At 69.9% G+C, this 17,483-nt stretch carries 16 protein-coding genes; 12 read left to right on the top strand and 4 right to left on the bottom strand.

Translation table 11 applies throughout. From position 1 onward, the window contains the following. Positions 1-70 precede the first annotated feature (70 nt). Positions 71-754 carry a rhomboid family intramembrane serine protease gene (locus tag EOW66_RS11665; protein WP_128156521.1) on the top strand — a complete coding sequence of 228 codons (684 nt, stop codon included), beginning with the start codon at positions 71-73 and terminating at the stop codon, positions 752-754. A gap of 49 nt (positions 755-803) precedes the next feature. On the opposite strand, the gene murJ is transcribed toward EOW66_RS11665, so the two are convergent. The 3 genes from murJ to EOW66_RS11650 are packed head-to-tail and all read right to left on the bottom strand — an operon-like array spanning position 804 to position 6,336. Next, a complete protein-coding gene (murJ, locus tag EOW66_RS11660) occupies positions 804-2,351 on the bottom strand; it encodes a murein biosynthesis integral membrane protein MurJ (RefSeq protein ID WP_128156520.1) in 1,548 nt (515 codons plus the stop codon). Beyond that, positions 2,348-5,110: a [protein-PII] uridylyltransferase gene (locus EOW66_RS11655; protein ID WP_128156519.1), complete on the bottom strand. Its 2,763-nt coding sequence runs from the start codon at positions 5,108-5,110 to the stop codon at positions 2,348-2,350. The genes murJ and EOW66_RS11655 overlap by 4 nt, the downstream gene beginning before the upstream one ends. Before the next feature lie 50 nt (positions 5,111-5,160). Next, complete coding sequence (locus EOW66_RS11650) at positions 5,161-6,336, bottom strand: penicillin-binding protein activator (protein ID WP_128156518.1); 1,176 nt, start codon at positions 6,334-6,336, stop codon at positions 5,161-5,163. A 97-nt stretch (positions 6,337-6,433) separates the two neighbouring features. Between EOW66_RS11650 and rsmI the strand changes: the two genes are divergently transcribed. The 4 genes from rsmI to EOW66_RS11630 are packed head-to-tail and all read left to right on the top strand — an operon-like array spanning position 6,434 to position 9,607. After that, the gene (rsmI, locus tag EOW66_RS11645) at positions 6,434-7,339 is read left to right on the top strand and encodes a 16S rRNA (cytidine(1402)-2'-O)-methyltransferase (RefSeq protein ID WP_128156517.1); all 906 of its coding nucleotides are present in this window, start codon (positions 6,434-6,436) and stop codon (positions 7,337-7,339) included. After that, positions 7,336-7,695 (top strand): YraN family protein, encoded by a 360-nt coding sequence (locus EOW66_RS11640; RefSeq protein WP_128156516.1) that lies wholly within the window; start codon positions 7,336-7,338, stop codon positions 7,693-7,695. The genes rsmI and EOW66_RS11640 overlap by 4 nt, the downstream gene beginning before the upstream one ends. A 56-nt stretch (positions 7,696-7,751) precedes the next feature. After that, the gene (gene gshB / locus EOW66_RS11635) at positions 7,752-8,699 is read left to right on the top strand and encodes a glutathione synthase (protein ID WP_128156515.1); all 948 of its coding nucleotides are present in this window, start codon (positions 7,752-7,754) and stop codon (positions 8,697-8,699) included. Continuing rightward, the gene (locus tag EOW66_RS11630) at positions 8,696-9,607 is read left to right on the top strand and encodes an alpha/beta hydrolase fold domain-containing protein (RefSeq protein WP_128156514.1); all 912 of its coding nucleotides are present in this window, start codon (positions 8,696-8,698) and stop codon (positions 9,605-9,607) included. The genes gshB and EOW66_RS11630 overlap by 4 nt, the downstream gene beginning before the upstream one ends. Here EOW66_RS11630 and EOW66_RS11625 read toward each other — a convergent pair. After that, positions 9,585-11,099, bottom strand: a complete 1,515-nt coding sequence (locus tag EOW66_RS11625) for a YifB family Mg chelatase-like AAA ATPase (protein WP_128156513.1) — start codon at positions 11,097-11,099, stop codon at positions 9,585-9,587. The genes EOW66_RS11630 and EOW66_RS11625 overlap by 23 nt on opposite strands. Before the next feature lie 238 nt (positions 11,100-11,337). Between EOW66_RS11625 and EOW66_RS11620 the strand changes: the two genes are divergently transcribed. The 7 genes from EOW66_RS11620 to EOW66_RS11590 are packed head-to-tail and all read left to right on the top strand — an operon-like array spanning position 11,338 to position 17,447. Beyond that, positions 11,338-12,216 (top strand): RNA polymerase factor sigma-32, encoded by an 879-nt coding sequence (locus EOW66_RS11620; protein WP_128156512.1) that lies wholly within the window; start codon positions 11,338-11,340, stop codon positions 12,214-12,216. Further along, a complete protein-coding gene (locus tag EOW66_RS11615) occupies positions 12,213-13,019 on the top strand; it encodes a ChaN family lipoprotein (RefSeq protein WP_128156511.1) in 807 nt (268 codons plus the stop codon). Before EOW66_RS11620 ends, EOW66_RS11615 begins: the two co-directional genes overlap by 4 nt. 51 nt (positions 13,020-13,070) lie before the next feature. Beyond that, positions 13,071-14,273 (top strand): bifunctional phosphopantothenoylcysteine decarboxylase/phosphopantothenate--cysteine ligase CoaBC, encoded by a 1,203-nt coding sequence (coaBC, locus tag EOW66_RS11610; protein WP_128156510.1) that lies wholly within the window; start codon positions 13,071-13,073, stop codon positions 14,271-14,273. A gap of 19 nt (positions 14,274-14,292) precedes the next feature. Beyond that, complete coding sequence (dut, locus tag EOW66_RS11605; RefSeq protein WP_206363696.1) at positions 14,293-14,760, top strand: dUTP diphosphatase; 468 nt, start codon at positions 14,293-14,295, stop codon at positions 14,758-14,760. Continuing rightward, positions 14,760-15,854 carry a HesA/MoeB/ThiF family protein gene (locus EOW66_RS11600; RefSeq protein ID WP_128156508.1) on the top strand — a complete coding sequence of 365 codons (1,095 nt, stop codon included), beginning with the start codon at positions 14,760-14,762 and terminating at the stop codon, positions 15,852-15,854. The genes dut and EOW66_RS11600 overlap by 1 nt, the downstream gene beginning before the upstream one ends. Before the next feature lie 37 nt (positions 15,855-15,891). Continuing rightward, a complete protein-coding gene (locus tag EOW66_RS11595; protein WP_113899769.1) occupies positions 15,892-16,668 on the top strand; it encodes a transporter substrate-binding domain-containing protein in 777 nt (258 codons plus the stop codon). After that, entirely contained in the window at positions 16,665-17,447 is a 783-nt protein-coding gene (locus tag EOW66_RS11590) for an amino acid ABC transporter permease (RefSeq protein ID WP_128156507.1), read from the top strand. Before EOW66_RS11595 ends, EOW66_RS11590 begins: the two co-directional genes overlap by 4 nt. Positions 17,448-17,483: the final 36 nt, after the last annotated feature.

The raw sequence follows: 17,483 nt of genomic DNA, 5'->3' as shown, positions 1-17,483 counted from the left end.
AAATCGGCTGTGCGAGGGCTTATCGCTAAAGCGCGCGGGGCGTCAACCGGACCCGCCCGAGGGAGGCCTGATGGACCATCGCACGAACGAACACCCGCTGAACCCGCTGCCGCCGGTGGTCTGGCTGCTGGCGGGGCCGATCATCCTGGGCGAGATCCTGTTCGGGATCGGCCATGCCGGGGTGGCGGGGGATGCGGCGCTCGGCTGGCGGCTCGATGCGCTGCAGCGCTTCGCCTTCGACCCGGGCATCCTGCGCCAGATGATTGCGCAGAACCTCTGGCCCTGGCGGCAGGTGGCGCGGATCGTCACCTATCCCTTCGTGCATGGCTCGCTCACCCATGCGGCGATGGTGCTGGTGTTCGTGCTGGCGCTTGGCAAGATGGTGGGCGAGATCTTCCGCGGCTGGGCGGTGGCGGCGGTGTTCCTCGGCGCCTCGATCGTCGGCGCGCTCGTCTATACCGCGGTGCCCGTCACCCAGGGTGCGCTTTATGGCGGCTATCCGGGCGCCTATGGGCTGATCGGCGCCTTCACCTGGCTCTTGTGGGTGCGGCTTGGGGCGGCGAATGCGAACCGCACGCGGGCGTTCTCGCTGATCGGCATGCTGATGGCGATCCAGCTGGTCTTTGCCGCGATCTTCGGCGGCTCCCTGGACTGGATCGCCGAATTCGCGGGCTTTGTCGCGGGCTTCGGGCTGAGCTTCCTGGTCGCGCCGGGCGGCTGGCGCCACACGCTGGCGCGGCTGCGCAAGCGCTGAGGCTGGGGCAGTGAAGGCCGGGCGCTGAGGCAGGGGCGCGGGGCGGGGTTCAGCCCCGCTTGCGCCGCAGCATCGCCCTGAGCTCGCCCGCGCCATAGGTGCCGATCAGCGCGCCAAGGCCGAAGTAAACGGCAATCCCCGACCCGCACAGGATCGCTAGCGCCCCCCAGCGGGCGCCATGCGCGGCAAGCATCGGCGCAAGCGCGTCGGCGGTGAACCACAGCTGCACCCCCATCACCGCCGAGGCGAGGGCGATGCGCCAGAACCGGCGCCAGAAGCGGGCGTCGGGATGCGCGGCCGCGCCCATGTTGCGCGCCCCCCACCAGAGCTGCGCGACCATCACCCAGCCCGAGACCGTGGTGGCAAGCGCCGCCGCCATGAAGCCCATCACCGGCATCATGCCGACGGCAAAGCCCGCATTGGTGATCATCGAGACAACCGCGTAATAGAACGGCCTGCGCGTGTCCTCGCGCGCGTAGAAAAGCGGCTGCAGCACCTTTTGCAGCACGAAGGCGGGCAGGCCGAGGCCATAGGCGGCGAGCGCCAGCGCCGTCGCCGTGGTGTCCTCGGCCCGCCAGGCGCCGCGGTCGTAAAGCACCGAGATCAGCGGTGTCGCGATCACCACAAGGGCGACCGCGGCAGGCACGGTCAGGAACAGCGCGAATTCCGCCCCGCGCGAGAAGCTGTCGCGCGAGGCCGCCATGTCGCCTGCCCGCAGGTGGCGCGACAGCACCGGCAGCAGCACGGTGCCGATCGCGATGCCGACGACGCCGAGGGGGAGCTGATAGAGCCGGTCGGCATAGCTGAGCCAGGCGACTGCGCCCTCGGTGAAGGACGCCACCTGGCGCCCGACGAGCAGGTTCACCTGCACCACGCCGCCCGCCAGCACCGCGGGGCCGGCGATGATCAGCAGGCGCTTGAGTTCCGGCGTGATCCGGGGCCGGCCGGGCCAGAGCGCAAAGCCAAGCCGCTGCGCCGAGACCCAGGTGAAAGCAAACTGCGCCACCCCCGTCAGCGGCACCGTCCAGGCAAGCGTCAGCCCCATGTCCCAGCCCGCCTTGTCGGCCATCCACATCGCCACGATGAACATCAGGTTCATCAGCACCGGCACGAGGGACGCCTCGGTGAAATGGCCAAACGCGTTCAGCACGCCGGACAGAAGCGCCACCAGCGAGATGAAGAGGATGTAGGAGAAGCCGATCCGGCCATAGAGCACGGCGAGGGTGAAGCGCTCGTCGCCGTGAAAGCCCGAGGCCATCGCCCAGACGAGCCAGGGCATGGCGAGCGTGCCGATCACGGTGAACAGGATCAGCACCGCGGAAAGCCCCGAGAAGGCATCCTGTGCAAAGCCCTTCGGGTCGTCGCCCGCCTCGAGCTTCTTCGCGAACATCGGCACGAAGGCCATGTTGAACGCGCCTTCGGCGAAGAAGCGGCGGAACATGTTCGGCAGCGAGAAGGAGACGAGGAAGGCCTCGGCCACCGGGCCCGAGCCCAGATAGGCGGCGATCATCATGTCGCGGACGAATCCCAGCAGGCGGGAGCCGAAGGTCCAGCCCCCCACCGTCAGGAATCCGCGCACCAGGCGGACCGGTTTCATGCCGTGGCAGCCCTTTCCGCGCCGCGGGTGATCGCCTCGCGCAGCTTCTTGTCGAGCGCCTCCTGCTTCGTCTTCGACAGTTTCAGCCCGAAGGTGTCCTTGACGTAGAAACTGTCGACCACCTGCGCGCCATAGGTCGCGATCACCGCCGAGGCGATGTAGATGTTCGACGAGGCCAGCGCGCGGGTCAGATCGTAAAGCAGCCCCGGCCGGTCGCGGGTGTCGACCTCGACGATGGTGTAGATGTCCGAGCCCTCGTTGTCGAAGGTGATATGGGTCGGGAAGCGGAACTCGCGCTCGCGCTTCTTCACCTTGTCGCGGTCCTTCAGCGCGTCGCGTGCGACTACCTCGCCCTTCAGCGTGCGGTCGATCATCTTGCGCAGCCGCGGCAGGCGCGAGGCCTCGTAGGGATGGCCCTCGCTGTCCTGCACCCAGAAGACGGCGGTCGCGTAGCCGTCCTTCGAGGTATAGGTGCGCGCATCGACCACGTTCGCGCCGACAAGTGCCAGCGCGCCGGCAAGCCGGGAGAAGATCCCCGGGTGGTCGGCCAGCGCAAAGGCCGCGCGCGTCGCGTCGTGGTCGGGGTCGGGGTGCAGGTCGATGCGGATCTCGTCATCGCCGAGGTCGCGCAAGAGCTCGGCGAAGATCACATGGGTCTCGGTCGACAGCCCCTGCCAGTAGGGATCGTAATGCCGGCCAAGCTCGGTGCGCAGGTCCTTCGCCTCCCAGCCCGCAAGCGCCTCGCGCAGGGCGCGCTTCGCCTCGCTCGTGCGCTGCTCGCGGTTGAGCGCCTCCATCCCGTGTTCGAGCGCGCGTGCGGTGTCGGAATACAGCCGGCGCAGCAGCGAGGCCTTCCAGTTGTTCCACACCCCCGGGCCGACGCCGCGGATGTCGCACACGGTCAGCACGGTGAGCAGCTCGAGCCGGCGCTTCGACTTCACCATCTTGGCAAAGTCGCGGATCGTGCGCGGATCGGACAGGTCACGTTTCTGCGCCACGTCCGACATCAGCAGGTGGTGGCGGATCAGCCATTCCACCGTCTCGCATTCCTCGGGGTTGAGGCCGAGCCGCGGCGCCACCTTGCGCGCGATCTGCGCGCCGAGGATCGAATGGTCCTCGGGCCGGCCCTTGCCGATGTCATGCAGCAGCAGCGCCACATACATCACCCGCCGGTTGATCCCCTCCTTCAGGATGTGGGACGACAGCGGCAGCTCCTCGACCAGCTCGCCGCGCTCGATCTGCGCGAGGGTCGAGATCACCTGGATCGTGTGTTCGTCCACGGTGTAGCTGTGATACATGTTGAACTGCATCATCGCCACGATCGGCTCGAATTCGGGGATGAAGGCCGCGAGCACGCCGAGCTCGTTCATCCGCCGCAGCGAGCGTTCCGGGTTGCCGTGCTTGAGCAGCAGGTCGAGGAAGATCCGTGCCGCCTCGCGGTTCTCGCGCAGCTTGTCGTCGAACAGGTCGAGATGTGCGGCGATCACCCGCATCGCGTCGGGGTGGATCAGCATCCCGGTGCGCAGCGCCTCCTCGAAGATGCGCAGAAGGTTCAGCGGATCGGCCAGGAACGCCTTCCTGTCGCCGATGTTGACCCGGCCGTTGTCGTCGACGAGGGGCGCGATCAGCGGCTTGCGGCGGCGGAACAGGCGCTTGTAGATCGGCGGCACGCGCACGTGCTGCGCCTCGAGCTTGGTCAGGAAGATGCGGGTGACCTCGCCCACCATCGTGGCGTGGCGGAAGTAGTCCTGCATGAACACCTCGACGCCGCGGCGCCCGGCGGTGTCGGTATAGCGCATCCGCCGCGCCACCTCGACCTGCATGTCGAAGGTGAGCTGGTCGGAGGCGCGCCCGGCGATCAGGTGCAGATGGCAGCGCACCGCCCAGAGGAAATCCTCGGCGTCGCGGAAATGCTGGTATTCCTCGGCGGTGAAGACGCCGAGCGGCACCAGCTCGGCCGCCTTGTGCACGCCGTGGATGTATTTCGCGATCCAGTAGAGCGTCTGCAGGTCGCGCAGCCCGCCCTTGCCCTCCTTCACGTTCGGCTCGAGCACATAGCGCTGCCCGCCCTGACGCTTGTGACGCTCGGCCCGCTCGGCGAGCTTCGCCTCGATGAACTCGGGGCCGGTCGAGCGGAACAGGTCATTGCGCAGCGTCTCGGTCAGCTGCACGGTGAGCGGCTCGTCGCCGGCGACATGGCGCAGCTCGAGCAGGGCGGTGCGGATCGTCACGTCCTCGCGGCCGAGATGCAGGCATTCGTCGATGCTGCGCGAGGCATGGCCGACCTTCAGCTTCAGGTCCCACAGCATGTAGAGCATCGACTCGATCACGCTCTCCGCCCAGGCGGTGATCTTCCAGGGCGTCAGGAACAGCAGGTCGACATCCGAGAACGGCGCCATCTCGGCGCGGCCATAGCCGCCCACGGCAAGCACGGCGAGGCGCTCGGTCTCCGAGGCGCGGGGGGGCGGGTGCAGCCGGTCGGTGGCGACATGCAGCACCGCGCGGACGATGCCGTCGGTCATCTGCGCGTAATGCAGCACGGTCTCGCGCGCCGAGCGGGGATGGCCGGCGAAATCGGCCTCGATCCAGGGCGTCGCCTCCTCGCGCGCGGCGGCAAGGAAGGCCACGGTCTCGGTGCGCAAGGTGCGCTCGTCGCGCGTCTCGGACAGCGCTGCGTCGAGCGCGGGGATCAGGCGGTCGGGGCTCAGAAGCAAGGGCGCCCCGGTCGAGGCCGGGGCGGAGGTCGGAAGGTCGGTCACTTGGTCGCCATGTCCCGGGTGGGGCCTCTGCTGGAAGGGACGGGGCCGGCTCAGAAGCCGGCGCCGCCGAAGGATCTCGGGGCCGGGTCGATCACCACGACCTGGTTGTTGCGGATCTCGGCCACGGCGAGACCGCGCTCGTTGCTGCCGTCGGAGCGCAGCCGGAAGATGCCGTTGACGCCGACGAAGCCCGCGGGCTGGGTCAGCGCACCGCGCGAGAGCGCATCGGAACGGCCGGATTTGACCAGGGCGCCGATCGCCGCGATGCCGTCATAGGCGAGCCCGGCGATCGGATGCGGGGCCGTGCCGAAGGCGGTCTGGTAACGCGCCCTGAAGCGGCTGTTCAGGTTCGGGTCGGGCAGGGCGAACCAGCCGCCCTGCAGCCCGGGCAGGGCGAGCGTGGCGGGCGGAATGTCCCAGCGGGTGAGGCCGATGAACTTGGTCTGCGCCGGATCGACGCCCTGCTGCGGCAGAAGCTGGGCGAGCAGCGGCAGCGCGCCGGCGGTGTCGGCGGTCAGGAACAGCGCGTCGACGCCGCCGCCCCGCACCTGGGCGGCGATCTGCGGCGCGACATTGGTCACGTCCTGCTGCGAGAACGGATAGGAGATCTGCCCGGCATTGCTGGCACCGCTGCGCGCGATCGCGGCGGTGATCGCGCGGGCGCCGATCTCGCCCGCGGTGGTCTGGTCATTGACCACCAGGATCCGCCGCTTGCCCTGCGCCGCGGCATAGCTGACCAGCCGGTTCGCGGTGTTCGGGAAGGTCGGGCCGAGCACGAAGACGTTGCCGCCGGCGATGTCGGTGTTGTTCGAGAAGGACAGCACGCTCACGCCGCGGTTCGCGACGGCGAGGCCTGCGGCATTCGCCGCCTCGGCGAAGACCGGGCCGAGGATGATCTTCGCGCCGGCGTCGACGGCCTTGGTCGCGGCTTCGGCGGCTTGCGCCGGGCTGCCGCCTGTGTTGTAGACGCGCAGGTCGATCTTCACCCCGTCGAGGTCGGAGATCGCGAGCTCGGCGGCCTGACGCAGCGATTTCGCCAGCGTCTCGTCGCCCGTCGCGCCCGAGCCGCCGGGCACCAGCAGCGCCACCGGCACCGCCTCGCCCGAGCTCAGCCGCGGGCCCGCGCCGCCCTCGGTGCCGGGGGTGCAGGCGGCAAGCCAGAGCGCCGAGAGCATCGCGCCGAATTTCAGCACGGGGTTGCGGGGGCTACGCAATTTCGCAAACATGAACGACCTCTGTTCCAACGGCAGGGGGACCACGGTCGAACCCTAAGCGTTTCGCCCCGTGAAGTAAACTTTGCAGCAGCGACGAAAGGTGCCGGCGATGGATCTGGAAGAGGAAGGCGGCGAAAGCCTGCCGGCGCGGGAACGTGTTTCCGGCGGACGGGCGCTTGTGCCGGGGCTGCACTTCATCGCGACGCCGATCGGGGCGGCGCGCGACATCACCCTGCGCGCCCTCGATATCCTGCGTGAGGCCGACGTGCTGGCCGCCGAGGACACCCGCACCCTGCGCCACCTGATGGAGATCCACGGCGTGCCGCTCGCCGGCCGGGTGGTCCTTGCCTACCACGACCACAGCGGCGAGGGCGCGCGGGCGCGGCTGTTGCGGGCGCTCGGCGAGGGGCTGTCGGTCGCCTATGCCTCGGAGGCGGGCACGCCGCTCGTCTCGGATCCGGGCTATCACCTCGGCCGCGCCGCGATCGAGGCGGGATATCCGGTCTATGCCGCCCCCGGGCCCTCGGCGGTGCTGGCGGCGCTCACCGTCTCCGGGCTGCCGACCGACCGGTTCCTTTTCGCCGGCTTCCCGCCGAGCGGCGGTTCCGCCCGCCGCAAGTGGCTGCGCGACTTCGCCGCCGTGCCGGCGACGCTGGTTTTCTACGAATCGCCGAAACGCGTTGGGGAAATGTTAGGGGATCTGGTGACAGAATACGGAGCAGATCGCGCTGCCGTGGTCTGCCGCGAACTCACCAAGCGATTCGAGGAGGTGCGGCGCGGCACGCTCGCCACCCTCGCCGAGGAATTTTCCGCGGCGCCGGTGAAGGGGGAAATCGTTGTCCTCGTCGATCGCGCCGCCGAGCGTGTCGTCGGCGCGGAGGAGGTGGAAGCCGCGTTGCGGGAACGTCTCGCGCGCATGAGTGTCAAGGATGCGGCGGCCGAAGTGGCCGGCCTGCTGGGGCTGCCCCGGCGGGAGGTCTATCAGGCCGCGCTGGAGCTGGAGAAGGGCAGATGAGCGGAGCGATGTCCTACCATGCCGGCCTTGCGGCCGAGCATCAGGTCGCCGACCATTACCGGCAGGCGGGGCGGCACATCGCCGCGCAGCGCTGGCGTGGCCACTATGGCGGCGAGATCGACCTGATCGCGCGCGAGGGCGGCACGGTGATCTTCATCGAGGTGAAGCGGGCGCAGACCCATGCCTGGGCGGCCGAGCGGCTGACCCGGCGGCAGATGCGCCGGATCTTCGTCTCGGCCGACGAGTTCGTCGCAGGCGCTCCCGATTGCGCCAATCTCGACCGGCGCTTCGATGTGGCGCTGGTCGATGCGCAGGGGCGGATCGAGATTCTCGAGAACGCCTATCACTTCGACTGAGCCGATTGCATCGCGGCCAAGGCCGGGGCATCAAGGGCGCAACGAAAGGGGGCGACATGGCCTTGAAAGTTGCGATCCAGATGGACCCGATCGGCGCGATCAACATCGACGCCGACAGCACCTTCCGGCTGGCCGAAGAGGCGCAGGCGCGGGGGCATGAGCTGTTCTACTACACGCCCGACAAGCTGATCTACCGCGAGGGCAGGGTGCTTGCCCGCGGCTGGCCGCTGACCGTGCGGCGCGAGAAGGGAAACTACTTCACCCTTGGTGCCGAGGCCGAGGTCGATCTCGCCGATTTCGACGTGGTCTGGCTGCGTCAGGATCCGCCCTTCGACATGGGCTATATCACCACGACCCATATCCTCGAGCGCATTCACCCGGCGACGCTGGTCGTCAACGACCCGTTCTGGGTGCGCAACTCGCCCGAGAAGCTTCTGGTGCTGAACTTCCCGGATCTGACGCCGCCGACGCTGATCGCGCGCGACCTTGCCACGATCCGCGAATTCAAGGCGCGCCATGGCGACGTGATCCTGAAGCCGCTTTACGGCAACGGCGGCGCCGGCGTGTTCCGGCTCGATCCGAACGACCGCAATCTCGCCTCGCTGCACGAGCTGTTCACCGGCATCAGCCGCGAGCCGCTGATCGTGCAGAAATACGTGCCCGCCGTGGTGCAGGGCGACAAGCGCATCATCTTGGTCGACGGCGAGCCCGTCGGTGCGATCAACCGCGTGCCGGCCGAGGGCGAGACGCGTTCGAACATGCATGTCGGCGGGCGGCCCGAGAAGGTCGGCCTGACCGAACGCGATCTCGAGATCTGCGCCCGCATCGGCCCGGTGCTGCGCGAGAAGGGCCAGGTCTTCGTCGGCATCGACGTGATCGGCGACTGGCTGACCGAGATCAACGTCACCTCGCCCACCGGCATCCTGGAGCTGGAGCGCTTCGAGGGCACGAATATCGCCGAGAAGATCTGGCAGGTGATCGAGGCGAAGCGGGCGACGCGGTGAGTCTGCGGCTGCGGCTGCTCGGGCGCCTGGCGGGGCTGCTGGCGAAGCCGCAGATGGCGCGGGTGATCGACCCGGATCTGGCGCGCGGCGCGATGGAGCGGGGCGCGGTGCTGGCCTTCCGCATGCCGCCCTTCGTCGCCGCGCTGCCGCTGGTGCTGGGCGGGCGGCCGGCGCTGTCGGTGCGCTCCGGTCCGGCCGCGCGCGGCGCGCTTGTGCTGCATCTGCATGGGGGCGCCCATGTCGCGGGCGGGCCGCGCACGCATCTGGCGATGATGGCGCGGTTCGCGCGGCTGGCCGGGCTCGAGGTGATCCTGCCCGACCATCGCCTTGCGCCCGAGCACCCGCACCCGGCCGCGCTGACCGATTCGCTTGCGGTCTGGGACGAGCTGATGGCGCGCGGCTATGCGCCGGGGCAGATCGTGCTCTCGGGCGACAGCGCGGGCGGCGGGCTGGCGCTCGCGCTGCTCGCGCGGCTGTGTGCACGGGGCACGCCGCCGGCCGGGCTGATCGCCTTTTCGCCCTGGACCGACCTGACCGGTTCGGGGGCCTCGATCCGCGAGAATGCGGCGACCGACCCGATGCTGCCGGCCGAGCGGCTCGACGAGGTGGCGCGGCTGTACCTTGGCGCTCATGCTGCCGACGACCCCGATGCCTCGCCGCTGTTCGCGGCCTTCCCGGGCTGTCCGCCGGTGCTGCTGCACTGTTCGCAAAGCGAGATCCTGCGGGACGACAGTCTGCGCATGGCCGAGCGGCTGCGTGGCTTCGGCGCCGAGGTCACGGTGCAGAGCTGGCCCGATGCGCTGCATGTATGGCATTTCTTCGACGGCTGGGTGCCCGAGGCGCGCGCGGCGCTGAGCGATGCGGCGCGGGCGGCGCGGCAGATGCTCAGCCTGCCGGACCGGCAGTGAGGCGATAGCTGACCGCTTCCGCCAGATGCGGCAGGCGGACCCGGTCTGCCCCGTCGAGGTCGGCGATCGTGCGCGCGCTGCGCAGCACCCGGTGATAGCCGCGGGCGGTCAGCCCGAAGCGCTCGGCGACGCGGCCCAGAAGCGCGCGGCCTTCGGCATCGGGGGCGGCGATCTCTTCGAGCAGAGCGCCCTCGGCCTCGGCATTCACCCGCACCCCGGGCACCTCGGCAAAGCGGCGCGTCTGCACCGCGCGGGCGGCCGCCACGCGCGCCGCGACCTCGGCCGAGCCCTCGCCTGCGGCGGGCAGCTCGAGCGCACGCCAGTCGACCGCCGGCACCTCGATGCGCAGATCGAAGCGGTCCATCAGCGGCCCCGAGATCCGGCCGAGATAGTCGGCGCCGCAGCCGGGCGCGCGGGCACAGGCGCGGGCCGCATCGCCCAGATGGCCGCAGCGGCAGGGGTTTGCAGCGGCGACCAGCAGGAAGCGGCAGGGATAGCGCACATGGGCGTTGGCGCGGGCCACCACCACCTCGCCGGTCTCGACCGGCTGGCGCAGGGTTTCGAGCACGGCGCGCGGGAATTCCGGGAATTCGTCCATGAACAGCACGCCGTTATGGGCAAGGCTGACCTCGCCCGGCCGGGCGCCGCGGCCGCCGCCGATCATCGCTGCCATCGAGGCGGTGTGGTGCGGTTCGCGGAACGGGCGGCTGCGCGAGATGCCGCCGTCGCCGAGCAGCCCCGAGACCGAGTGGATCATCGAGGTTTCGAGCGCTTCGACGGGGGTCAGCTCGGGCAGGATGCCGGGCAGGCGCGCGGCGAGCATCGACTTGCCGGCGCCGGGCGGGCCGACCATCATCAGGTGATGCCGCCCCGCCGCGGCGATCTCGAGCGCGCGCTTTGCCCGTTCCTGGCCCTTCACGTCGCGCAGATCGCGCGTGGTGGTGGCGGCGGTGACCTCGCCCGGGCGGGCGGGGGCGAGCGGCGCCTGCGTCGTCAGGTGGCGGATCGCGTCATTCAGCGTGGCCGCGGCAAAGACCGGGGTTGCGGCGACCCAGGCGGCCTCGGCGCCGCAGGCGGCGGGGCAGAGGAGGGCGCGGTCCTCCTCGGCCGCGGCCATCGCCGCGGGCAGCGCCCCGCTCACCGCCACCACGCGCCCGTCGAGCGACAGCTCGCCCAGCGAGACCAGCCCCTCGACCTCCTCGGGTGGCACGACGCCGATCGCAGCGAGCAGGCCAAGCGCGATCGGCAGGTCGAAATGCGAGCCCTCCTTCGGCAGATCGGCGGGCGACAGGTTCACCGTGATCCGCCGCATCGGCAGGGCGATCGACAATGCCGCGAGCGCCGCGCGCACCCGCTCGCGGGCCTCGCTCACCGCCTTGTCGGGCAGACCGACGATCGAGAAGGCGGGCATGCCCGCGGCCAGCGCACATTGCACCTCGACGAGTCGCGCCTCGACCCCCTCGAACGCCACGGTGTAGGTCTTTGCGACCATCGCCCCCTCCGCCAGATCGTCCCAGCCTGGCGCACCGTGGTTGCTGAAATGTTAACGATAACGGCAGCACTTCGCATCCGGCCGCCGGAGTGTCGAAAACGACGCCCGGAAATCCTGCATGAAAGACTAAACTTTTTTGTGAGAACCCTTTCGCCGGGCAAGACATCAAGCCGCCGATCGGGCATAGTGGTGGGGCAGAGCACGCCGACAGTTGGGTGGGAGACCCGGGAGACTGGCCATGGCACTCGATGGAATGACAGACGAAACGCTGCCGCGGCGGGCGATGCGCGCGGAGTATCTCGACGCGGAGACCGAGGCGGAGCTTGCCCGCGCCTGGCGTGACCGGCGCGACGAGCAGGCGCTGCATCGCCTTGTCACCGCCTATATGCGGCTTGCGATCTCGATGGCGTCGAAATTCCGGCGCTATGGCGCGCCGATGAACGACCTGATCCAGGAAGCCTCGCTCGGGCTGATGAAGGCGGCCGACAAGTTCGACCCCGAGCGCGGCGTGCGCTTCTCGACCTATGCGGTGTGGTGGATCAAGGCTTCGATCCAGGAATTCGTCATGCGCAACTGGTCGATGGTGCGCACCGGCTCGACCAGCTCGCAAAAGTCGCTGTTCTTCAACATGAAGCGTGTGCAGGCGCAGATCGAGCGCGAGGCCGATGCCGAGGGCGTCAGCCTTGACGGCGCGCGGCTGCGCGAGCGGGTGGCGGCGGTGATCGGCGTGCCGCTTGCCGATGTCGAGATGATGGAGGGCCGGCTTTCGGGCTCGGACTTTTCGCTCAACGCGATGCAGTCGGGCGACGAGGACGGGCGCGAATGGGTCGACACGCTCGAGGATGACGGCGCCAGCCCGGAAGAGGCGGTGACCGAAAGCCACGACGGCGCGCTGATGCGCGGCTGGCTCGACGAGGCGATGGGGCGGCTGACGCCGCGCGAACGCTACATCGTCACCGAGCGGCGGCTGATCGACGAACCGCGCACGCTCGAAAGTCTGGGTGCCGAGCTGGGCCTCTCGAAGGAGAGAATCCGCCAGCTCGAGGCGCAGGCCTTCGGCAAGATGCGGAAAAGCCTTGAAGGTCACGGGCCGGAGGTTGCAAGTTTCTTCGCATGAAGACACTTGCCCTTTGCCTCGCCCTTCTCGCGGCGCCCGCCGCGGCCGAAGAGATTCCCGCCGACGCGCTCGTCGCCCGCATTACCGCCGATCCGCCGCAGGTCGCGGTGCTGGGCGAGGTGCATGACAATGCCCTGCACCACCGCACTCAGGCGGCCGCGGTGGCGGCGCTGAAACCCGCCGCGCTGGTGTTCGAGATGCTGAGCCCCGAACAGGCGGCGAAGGTCACGCCCGAATTGCGCGCCGATCCTGTGGCACTGGGCAAGGCGCTTGGCTGGGACGCGGCCGGCTGGCCCGATTTCGCGCTCTATGCGCCGATCTTCGAAGCGGCGCCCGCGGCGAAGATCTATGGCGCGGCGCTGCCGCGCGCGGAGGTGCGGCGCGCGATGACCGAGCCGCTGGCGACGATCTTCCCGCAGGCGGCGCGCTTCGGCCTCGATCAGCCCTATCCGGCGGCGCTGCAAGCCGAGCTCGAGGCCGAGACGCAGGCCGATCATTGCAATGCCCTGCCGGCCGAGATCCTGCCCGGCATGGTCGCGGCGCAGCGGCTGCGCGATGGCGCCTTTGCCGAGACGACGCTGCGCGCGCTGGCCGAGACCGGCGGGCCGGTGGCGCTGATCACCGGATCGGGGCATGCCCGCACCGACCGCGCTGTGCCCGCGCTGATCCGCAAGGCCGCGCCCGGGGTGACGCTTCTCGCGCTTGGCCAGATCGAGGCGCCGGCCGAGGGAGCGCAGCCCTTCGATGTCTGGATCGTCACCCCGCCCGCCGCCCGCGAAGACCCGTGCAAGGCCTTCCAATAGTTGCGCCCCCGCGGCGGCGCGCCTAAAGCTGTGCGAAAGGCGGAGGGGACGATGCTCGCAGGCAAGCGGATACTTCTGATCATCGGCGGCGGCATCGCGGCCTTCAAGGTGCCCGAACTGATCCGGCTGTTGCGCGGGCAGGGGGCGGCGGTGACGCCGGTGCTGACCGCGGCCGGGGCGCAGTTCGTCACCCCGCTCACCGTCTCGACGCTGGCGGGCGAGGCGGCGCACACCGACCTCTTCGATCTGACGCACGAGGCCGAGATCGGCCATATCCAGCTCAGCCGTGCGGCCGATCTGGTCGTGGTGGTGCCGGCGACGGCGGATCTGATGGCGAAGATGGCGGCAGGCCTTGCGAATGACCTGGCCTCGACGCTGCTTCTGGCCACCGACAAGCGGGTGCTGATCGCGCCGGCGATGAACGTGCGGATGTGGGACCACCCCGCGACGCAGCGCAATATCGCGACGCTCAGGGCCGATGGCGTGCTTTTCGCCGGCCCGACCGAGGGCGACATGGCCTGTGGCGAGTTCGGCCCGGGCCGGATGGTCGAGCCCGCCACGATCGTCGCGGCGATCGACCAGGCGCTGACCACGGGGCCGCTTTCGGGGCGGCACATCCTTGTCACCTCGGGCCCGACGCACGAGCCGATCGACCCGGTGCGCTACATCGCCAACCGCTCCTCGGGGGCGCAGGGCACGGCGCTCGCCGCGGCGCTGCGCGACCTTGGCGCGCGGGTGACCTTCGTCACCGGGCCCGCCACCGTGCCGCCGCCCGCGGGCGTCGAGGTGGTGCGGGTCGAGACCGCGCGCGAGATGCTGGCCGCCGTCGAGACCGCGCTGCCCGCCGAGGCAGCGGTCTTTGCCGCCGCCGTCGCCGACTGGCGGGTGGCGAACGAAAGCGGGCAGAAGATGAAGAAGGACGGCACCGGCCGCGCCCCGGCGCTCGACTTCGCCGAGAACCCCGACATTCTCGCCACGATCTCGCGCCGCAGCGAGGGGCGGCCGCGCCTGGTCGTGGGCTTTGCCGCCGAGACCCATGACGTGCTGCGCCACGCCACCGAGAAGCGCGCCCGCAAGGGCTGTGACTGGATCGTGGCGAATGACGTCAGCCCCGCCACCGGGATCATGGGCGGCAGCGAGAACGCGGTGACGATCATCGACGCCGCGGGCGCCGAAAGCTGGGAGCGGATGGGCAAGGATGCCGTCGCCCGGCGTCTGGCCGCCCGCATTGCCGCCGCGCTGAATGCCGGCTGAGACAGGGAAGGAACGACAGGTGACGCCGATCATCAAGGTGATGCGCGAGGACTGGGCCGATCCCGAGATCGCCCTGCCGCGCTACGAGACCCCGGGCTCGGCCGGAGCCGATATCCGGGCCAACCTGAAGCCCGACGACCGGATGCACGGCTTCACCCTCTATCCGCTGCAGCGCGCCGTGGTGCCCACCGGGCTCTTGGTCGAGATCCCCGAGGGGTTCGAGATGCAGATCCGCCCGCGCTCGGGGCTGGCGCTCAAGCATGGGATCAGCCTGCCGAACACGCCCGGCACCATCGACAGCGACTATCGCGGCCCGCTTGGCGTGCTGCTGATCAACCTCGGCCGTGAGCCCTATACGCTCCACCACGGCGAGCGTATCGCCCAGGCGGTGATCGCCCCGGTGGTGCAGGCGCGCTACGAGTTCGCCGAGGCGCTGAGCGAGACCGAACGCGGCGCGGGTGGCTTCGGCTCGACCGGCAGGCAGTGATGACCGGCCTTGTGCTGCTTGCGGGCGTGATCGCGCTCGGCCTCGTGCTGCGGGTGCCGGGGCGGCTGATCCTGACCGTGCTGGCGGCACTCTGGGCAGGCTTCGTGTTGGCCTATCTGATCTTCGCCGAAGGGCACCCGCTGCGCGGCGCGGTCGGCGGCTCGCTCGCGGGCTGGCTCGGCCTTGGGGCGGTGGCCGCGGTCGTGCTGAGCTATCGCACCGGGCTGCGCTGGTTGCGCGCCCATGCGCAGCCGCTGCCGGAACCCGCACCGGCGCCGCCGCAGGCCGCCGAGCCGAAGCCCGGCACGCTGAGCCCCGAAGAGCTCGAGCGCTATGCCCGCCACATCTTCCTGCGCGAAGTGGGCGGCACCGGGCAGCGCCGGCTGAAGGCGGCGAAGGTGCTGGTGATCGGCGCGGGCGGGCTTGGCGCGCCGGTGCTTCTGTATCTGGCGGCGGCAGGGGTGGGCACGATCGGCGTGGTCGATGACGACACCGTGTCGCTCTCGAACCTGCAGCGCCAGGTGATCCACCGCACCGCCGACATCGGCCGGCCCAAGGTCGCCTCGGCGCGTGACGCGATGCTGGCGCTGAACCCCGACATCGAGGTGCGCCCCCATGCCCTGCGCCTGACCGAGGCCGAGGCCAGCACGCTGATCGCGGAGTATGACCTGATCCTCGACGGCTCCGACAATTTCGACACCCGCCATCTCGTCAACCGGGCCTGCGTCGCGGCGGGCAAGCCGCTCCTTTCGGGCGCGATCGCGCAATGGGAAGGGCAGCTGAGCCTGTTCGACCCGGCCCATGACGCGCCCTGCCTCGCCTGCGTCTTTCCGGTGATCCCGGCTGCGGGGCTTGCCCCCAGCTGCGCCGAGGCGGGGGTGGTCGGCGCCTTGCCGGGCGTGATCGGCGCGATGATGGCCAGCGAGGCGATCAAGGAAATCACCGGTGCCGGGCAGGGCCTGCGCGGGCGGCTGCTCATCCACGATGCGCTCTGGGGCGAAAGCCGGCAGATCGTGGTGAAACGGCGCAACGACTGTCCGGTTTGCGGGGCCGGGCACGGGGCGCCGCTGGACACCTTAGGGGGCCGGGCATAGCCTTGGCCGCAGTATTGTCCCGCGGAGCATCGTCGCAATGAAAGTCCCTTTTCTCCTCGCCATCCTGCTTGCTGCGGCACCGGCCTTCGCCGAGCTGCCCGACCTTGGCGGCCGGTCCGTCACGGTGGTCACGGAGAACACCTACCCGCCGCTGCAATTCCTCGACAAGGAGGGCGTCGCCGTCGGCTGGGAATATGACGCGATGAACGAGATCGCCCGGCGGCTGAACATGCAGGTCGACTATCAGCACTCGAGCTGGGACGCGATGATCCCGGCAATTTCCTCGGGCCAGTTCGACATCGGCATGGACGGCATCACCATCCGCGACGACCGCAGGGAATCGGTCGATTTCTCGACCCCCTACATGCGGTCCGAGATGATCATGCTGGTGCGCGGCGACGAGACCCGCTTTTCCGACGCGAAAGGCTTTGCCGCCGATCCGAAGCTGCTGATGGCGGCGCAGCCCGGCACCACGCCCTTCTATGTCGGGGTCTACGAGGTGCTCGACGGCAACGAGGCGAACCCGCGCATCAAGATGTTCGAGACCTTCGGCGCCGGGCTCGAGGCGCTGAAGGCGGGCGATGTCGATCTCGTGCTGACCGACAGCGCCGCGGGCGAAGCCTATGCCGCTGCCTCGAACGGTGCGCTGAAGATCGTCGGCGGCCGGCTCGGGTCCGAGGATTTCGGCTTCATCTTCCCGAAGGGCTCCACGCTGGTCGCCCCGGTCGACGCCGCGATCAAGGAGATGAAATCGGACGGCACCTTCGCGAAGCTGACGAAGAAGTGGTTCGTCGACACCAAGCTCGGGGAATGAGACGCGACGAGGGCCGTGACTTTCCCTGGTGGCTCGTGGTGCTCGCCGCCGCGGGCCTTGCCGTCGCGGTGATGGTGGCGCGCGATCCGGTCTATGCGCGCATCCTCGCCACGCTGTCGCGCGGCATCGGCATCACCATTGCGGTCACCGTCACGGCCTTTCTCGGCGCGATGGCGCTTGGCCTCGCGCTCGCGGTCGCCTCGCTCTCGCGCCACCTCTGGCTGCGGCAGGCGGCGCGGCTTTATGTCGAGGTGATGCGCGGCGTGCCGATCGTCGTGCTGCTCCTCTACGTCGCCTTCGCGCTGGTGCCGCTCGTCCTCGCGGGCTGGAACGCGCTTGGCCTGCCCGAGGTGCAGACCCGGGCCGTGCCGCTGATCGCGCGTGCGGTCTTCGCGCTGATCCTCGCCTATGCCGCCTTTCTCGCCGAGATCTTCCGCGCCGGCATCCTCTCGGTCGCCGAGGGCCAGATCGAGGCGGCTTCGGCGCTCGGCCTTGGCCCCTGGCTGCGCTTTCGCCTGATCGTCTGGCCGCAGGCCCTGCGCACCATCCTGCCGCCGTTCGGCAATGACTTCGTCGCCATGGTCAAGGACAGCTCGCTCGTCTCGGTGCTGGGCGTGGCCGATATCACCCAACTCGGCAAGGTCGCGGCCTCGGGGAATTTCCGCTATCTCGAGACCTACAACATGGTGGCGCTGCTCTATCTCGCGATGACGGTGACCCTGTCTCTGGCCCTGCGCCGGCTCGAGACCCGGCTGCGCCGGCGCGGCCCCGCGCGCTGACAGGCGCCTCCGGCGGGAGTATTTGGGCCAGGAAAA

It is taken from the genome of Paenirhodobacter huangdaonensis (assembly GCF_004022465.1).
Classification (GTDB): domain Bacteria; phylum Pseudomonadota; class Alphaproteobacteria; order Rhodobacterales; family Rhodobacteraceae; genus Rhodobacter; species Rhodobacter huangdaonensis.
Note: the sequence above shows the minus strand (reverse complement) of the source record. Positions and strands in the feature narration are given on the sequence as shown.

Bases quoted from the DNA above. Each gene is read 5' to 3' on its own strand.
- EOW66_RS11665 (WP_128156521.1), top strand. From the start codon at position 71: ATGGACCATCGCACGAACGAACACCCGCTGAACCCGCTGCCGCCGGTG.
- EOW66_RS11620 (WP_128156512.1), top strand. From the start codon at position 11,338: ATGGCACTCGATGGAATGACAGACGAAACGCTGCCGCGGCGGGCGATG.
- EOW66_RS11650 (WP_128156518.1), bottom strand. From the start codon at position 6,336: ATGTTTGCGAAATTGCGTAGCCCCCGCAACCCCGTGCTGAAATTCGGC.
- EOW66_RS11590 (WP_128156507.1), top strand. From the start codon at position 16,665: ATGAGACGCGACGAGGGCCGTGACTTTCCCTGGTGGCTCGTGGTGCTC.
- EOW66_RS11600 (WP_128156508.1), top strand. From the start codon at position 14,760: ATGACCGGCCTTGTGCTGCTTGCGGGCGTGATCGCGCTCGGCCTCGTG.
- rsmI (WP_128156517.1), top strand. From the start codon at position 6,434: ATGGATCTGGAAGAGGAAGGCGGCGAAAGCCTGCCGGCGCGGGAACGT.
- EOW66_RS11615 (WP_128156511.1), top strand. From the start codon at position 12,213: ATGAAGACACTTGCCCTTTGCCTCGCCCTTCTCGCGGCGCCCGCCGCG.
- gshB (WP_128156515.1), top strand. From the start codon at position 7,752: ATGGCCTTGAAAGTTGCGATCCAGATGGACCCGATCGGCGCGATCAAC.
- EOW66_RS11640 (WP_128156516.1), top strand. From the start codon at position 7,336: ATGAGCGGAGCGATGTCCTACCATGCCGGCCTTGCGGCCGAGCATCAG.
- EOW66_RS11595 (WP_113899769.1), top strand. From the start codon at position 15,892: ATGAAAGTCCCTTTTCTCCTCGCCATCCTGCTTGCTGCGGCACCGGCC.
- EOW66_RS11625 (WP_128156513.1), bottom strand. From the start codon at position 11,099: ATGGTCGCAAAGACCTACACCGTGGCGTTCGAGGGGGTCGAGGCGCGA.
- coaBC (WP_128156510.1), top strand. From the start codon at position 13,071: ATGCTCGCAGGCAAGCGGATACTTCTGATCATCGGCGGCGGCATCGCG.
- murJ (WP_128156520.1), bottom strand. From the start codon at position 2,351: ATGAAACCGGTCCGCCTGGTGCGCGGATTCCTGACGGTGGGGGGCTGG.